General features: G+C 58.0%; 6 protein-coding genes. 3 read left to right on the plus strand and 3 right to left on the minus strand.

The features are described 5' to 3' along the window. Nucleotides 1-209, minus strand: a 209-nt coding sequence (locus tag Q2941_RS50730) for a transposase (protein WP_479684054.1), incomplete at its 3' end; no start/stop codon positions are given. A 273-nt stretch (nucleotides 210-482) separates the two neighbouring features. Between Q2941_RS50730 and Q2941_RS50735 the strand changes: the two genes are divergently transcribed. Then, a complete protein-coding gene (locus Q2941_RS50735) occupies nucleotides 483-941 on the plus strand; it encodes a MaoC/PaaZ C-terminal domain-containing protein (RefSeq protein WP_198031931.1) in 459 nt (152 codons plus the stop codon). A gap of 685 nt (nucleotides 942-1,626) precedes the next feature. Here Q2941_RS50735 and Q2941_RS50740 read toward each other — a convergent pair. Continuing rightward, a complete protein-coding gene (locus Q2941_RS50740) occupies nucleotides 1,627-2,211 on the minus strand; it encodes an ATP-dependent DNA ligase (RefSeq protein WP_254107339.1) in 585 nt (194 codons plus the stop codon). Between the two features lie 1,330 nt (nucleotides 2,212-3,541). Here Q2941_RS50740 and Q2941_RS50745 point away from each other — a divergent pair. Next, nucleotides 3,542-3,763 carry a helix-turn-helix domain-containing protein gene (locus Q2941_RS50745; protein WP_458197407.1) on the plus strand — a complete coding sequence of 74 codons (222 nt, stop codon included), beginning with the start codon at nucleotides 3,542-3,544 and terminating at the stop codon, nucleotides 3,761-3,763. Nucleotides 3,764-3,830: 67 nt separating this feature from the next. Further along, entirely contained in the window at nucleotides 3,831-4,148 is a 318-nt protein-coding gene (locus Q2941_RS50750; protein WP_458197408.1) for an ABC transporter substrate binding protein, read from the plus strand. Between the two features lie 217 nt (nucleotides 4,149-4,365). Here the strand turns inward: Q2941_RS50750 and Q2941_RS50755 are convergent, their stop codons facing one another. Further along, the gene (locus tag Q2941_RS50755; RefSeq protein ID WP_027527520.1) at nucleotides 4,366-4,554 is read right to left on the minus strand and encodes a hypothetical protein; all 189 of its coding nucleotides are present in this window, start codon (nucleotides 4,552-4,554) and stop codon (nucleotides 4,366-4,368) included. Nucleotides 4,555-4,712: the final 158 nt, after the last annotated feature.

The raw sequence follows: 4,712 nt of genomic DNA on the forward strand, positions 1-4,712 counted from the left end.
CAGTAACCGATCAGGAGCATCCGGATCATGAGCTCCGGATCGATCGAAGGCCGACCGATGCTACTGTAGAAAGGCGCCAGGCCCAGCCGGACCTCTTCGAGGTCGACAAACCTGTCGATCGACCGAAGCAGGTGGTCGGCGGGAATATGCTTCTCGAGCGAGAACTCATAGGACAACACAGCCTGTTCGACTTGCCGATGCCCCATCATGATCTTCAGTCCTGCCAACTAAGCAGACTGAATCACCGGTATCTCTGAGTCGCAACAGCCGCCTTTTTCAACGGAATCGGCGCATAGCGGACCATGGCCGGACTTGCCGCTTGCTCAGCCGCTCGCGAATGACCCGGCGCGGACATTCGCTGCTGGCAGTTGCTACGATCCCAAAGGGCCTCTGTGATTGCACTCGACGAGAATTTAACCGTAATGTCTTCGACCGTCCTCGCCGCTTTCCGCCTTCGAAAACCCAATAGATGGGGGATGCTCATGAAGGTGATATACTTCGAGGATCTGAACGTCGGAGATAGTTGGACGACGACGGAACACCTCGTGGATCGAGAAGAAATGCTGGCCTATAATCGCGCATACGACCCGTGGCCTTTTCACGTTGATGCAGAGGCCGCCAGCAAATCGCCGTTCGGTGGACTGATCGCAAGCGGGGGTTACACAATCAGCTTGATGTATCGGTTGTTCCACGAAGTCGTGAACCAGCCGGATCGGAAGTGGGCTTTCTTGGGGGGCTTTGACTGGCAGGTCAAATTCCCGGCACCCGTGCGTGCAGGTGACCGGTTGCACGAACGCATCACAATTATTGAAAAGCGCCCATCGAGCAAGCCGGGACGAGGCGTCATCAAGAACCGCGTCGAAGTGATCAACGATCGAAAAGGTGTGGTGCTATCAATCGAGGCCATTGTGTTGCTGGCCACTCGCTCACGGGGCGGGTAGGCGGAATTTGCTTAGGGCCATGTGGTGCCCACTAATCTGGTTCTAGCCGTGCTGATGTCGTTTCTCCATCGCGTCATTTCGCTGCGATGCGAAAGTTGATCGCATAGCGGACTTTCTGGCGAGCCTCCGCCCTGCAACTGCAACCACGGATTCTCTTGCAGCAGATATCCTCAACAGAGGCGGTCACGCATACCCCGCGCGTCCGCCAATTCCAGAGGACTCGCCGGACCTGTCGCTGTGTGTAGACGTCCACCGGGCAGGCGGCATCATTTGACAATCGACGATGATCAGCTCATTTTTTGGTGGCGCGGTGCCACACTTCGACTGGGTGGGCACATGATGAAACTCGAAGATTGGGCATGGAAATCGCGAATGATGCCTACCGACTTAACTTATTCACCAGCTTACGGGCCGAACACCGCCTCAGAGCGTGAACCAACGACGAATTTGACAAGGTCATCCGCGATCACCTTACGCGAGTAAGCAGATCAGATCGCCGAGAGATGGTCGAGTTAGCCACTGCAGCAGCCCTCGAAGTGTATGACAGGATTGTCGCCCGCAATATGAGGCTAGGGCGCGCTCGGCCACTCAACTGAACTTCATCACCGATCGCGGCGTAAGCCGCGTTCGCCCGGCGCCGCGTCCATCACCCGGTGCATCGCCGGGTGGGTGCGGTTCTTGACCTTCACCCAATACATCGACCGTCCGGCCTGTCCCGGTGCTTCGAGACCAATCCTTCCAGCCCAATGCGGCAGGCCGCCCGGAATAGGTCTGGCCCGATCTCGCCGCGCTCGAAGGGTGCAACAGTGATCCCGTCCGGTCGCCTCGCCAGAAACCGCTCCAGGTTCGACTTGTAGTGCAGCGGCAACTCCCGTAGGTCGTCACCGCCCATGGCGAGAATGGCGAAGGCGTAGAGCTGAACTTCGTGATCGTGCTTGCGGGAGTGGAACGCATTGAAATCGGAGATTCCGTTGACACCGAGCACCACAGCCTCGCCATCGATGACGAAAGGCGTTTGCCGGTTCTTCAGCGCGGCCTCTGCAATCCATGGATAGCGCTTGGTCCAGTCGCTGCCGTTGTCGAACGCGTAAAGCTGGACTTCGTGATCGTGCTTGCGGAAGTGCAGCGCGTTGAAATCGGAGATGCCATCGACACCGAGGATCATGGCCTCGCCGTCAATGACGAAATGCTTTTGCCGGTTCAGTGCGGCCGGATAGCGTTTGGTCCAGTCGCCGCCGTTGCGGTGACAGCGGACGCACGCGCTTGTCATCCCGGATGACCAACATCCCGTAGCCGTCGTACTTCACCTCGTGATTCCAGTCCGAGGGGACCTGCTTGCCGGTCGTCAGGCAGAGCTCGTACGCCATACGAATTGGCCGAAAATAGGTATCGACGGCGGATTTTACGAATCGAAAGGGGCCGCTCTTTAGCGACCCCTTTGCCGGTTGCAATCTTGTTCGGGATGAAATGCCAGCCCCGGCGGCACCAAACTATCGGTATCTAAATGCCAAGTAGACTCCGGATGAATACCGTTAGCAATTCTGCCCCAATTCCGGTTTTGCCATGGAACCGAAATCCAAAAGTGGAGCGAATGCCTAGAATGTTCCCCGCCGAACGTCTGCGCTTCCAAAGTGTTTTAGAGTGGTGCGATTTTCATGACGGGAGGAGATCGTGATACGCCTGCGGTTCAAACCAGACAAAGCGCTGGGAGAACGACTAATCAAGGAAGCCCGGCTAGCAAGAGAAAAGGCAGAACAACTTCCATCGGGTAGGGAGCGTGAGGACCTTTTGAAGAAAGCCCACGAGGCCGACATCACCGCCCGTATCGATGAATGGTTAAATTCGCCAGGCCTTAAGCCGCCCATCTAAAAGCAAGGCCGCCTCAGTTGGCGCCCTCTGCCTTCAAGAGCCGCACATAGGTGCCGCTCTCGTGCAGCGTCGGGCCTTTAGCATAACCGCGCTCACCTTGATGACGCAGGGGACTTGTGGCGCTCGTGAACGACACCCAGCAGTTGGTACTTGCAATGCTTGCTCTGGTCTGGGCTGGCGTGATGCTGGTCACTGGTCAGCTTTACGTGGAGTATCGTGAGGCACGAGCGCCCACAGTTGCGATCATTGGTACGAGCGGAACGCACCAGTGTTTTCGACGGGACGACCGAATTTCGTTAAGGCAAGGCTGGCCGAGCGAGCCAGATTAGGGGAACTGAATGAAAGCGACGCACGTTAATCCCGCATGCTTTGTCGAGAAGAACTTCGACCGCTGGTTATAGTGATGGCAGCTATCGTGCTTGGTGTGGTTGTGAAGGAGATAAAGCTCAGTCACCACGCAGCCGAGACACCAGCAGGCATCGACTTCGCGGCAACGGAATAGAACACGCCTCGCGCGCGGCATCGCAGCACGTCATGATGTTCACATCCATCGTCAGCGCACCGGGAGCGGCGGCGCGTGAGTCATATGGCGTCAGGGGACAAAGCCGTAGGAAACAGCGCGCCGGGAGCGCGGGGCCATTGGGAGGGGCCATTGGGACAAGGCGCGACGTGCACTTTGCGCCGGACGCTGGCGCGACATACTGTGCGGGCCTCGATCCAGACAAATGGCCATGAGGAACCTGCCGCTCAGTCCACGCGAGAAGCAACTCCTGAGGCGCTTGGCCGCCGGGAAAACGGATGCTCAGATTGCCGAGCGACTTGGTGGCACCGCGAAGCAAATCTCAGAACAGCGTGCCCGCTTGCTCACCAAGTTGGGCGTCAGCGCGCCAGCTGAGATCGCCGATGCAACCGAGCGGCTGGCGAGTTGGAGCACCTATCGCGGCGTGACCTGAGGCCGGTGCCGCGAGCGCTGCAGTGGCGGGCAGACGCGCAGTCTAAAGGATTGCGAACGCAACCACGCTGGCGACAAGCACAAGGAAGCCCAGCGCCGCCAACGACACGAGGGCCGGGGCGGCGGAGCACCGTTTACCCGCGATTTATCTATTCCGCCTATTCGCCACCAATGGCGGATTGATTTCATACGGCCCCGATATAGCGGATACCTTTCTTCGTCTAGGCGGCTACGTCGATAAGATCCTCAAAGGCGCAAGGCCGTCTGACCTACCCGTCGAGCTGCCGACAAAGTTCGACCTCGTCATCAATCGTAAGACCGCGAATGCGCTCGGTCTCACCGTACCGCCCTCGTTGCTCGCCCTTGCAGACGAAGTGATCGAGTAGCTGCGTGTTGCACTGCATAGTCTGCTTCTGATGCTGTGGACGGCTCCTCCGCCCGGCACGCGGGTGCCATGGAGTTGGGGCCGAGTTCGCCGCACCGCTGCCACATCACGTCCCAGATTAGATGCCGTAATCAGGGACAGATCGGATGGTTCGGCGGATGTACCCGGCCTTTGATGGAGAAAGTCCCCGGCGAGTGAGCACGCCGGGGCCTTTTCGCTTAACGCTGATGGCCTAGTCCAATTCCAAGGCTGCCAGCCTTCTGTCTCAACGAGCCCTCGGAGCGCTTCATCAGCTTCGAGAGTTTGGCCACTGGGGTGCGAGCCTTGGAATGTGCCTTGAGCAGCTTGATATCGTCCTTGGTGTACTCTTTGCGCTTGCTCTTCGTCTTTTTTGTCTTTTTTGCCACTTGATGTTCTCCGGCGTGATCGGTCGCCGGGTTAAAGTGATCATGCGAATGCGTCAAGCACTCACTCCACGCCGGATGCTCCGGTTCTTCACCTTGTATGGGGCTTTCCTTGTCAAGGGTAAACTTCCTCACACGCTGCTCTCTATCCACTTGTCGAG

It is taken from the genome of Bradyrhizobium sp. UFLA05-153, assembly GCF_054185185.1.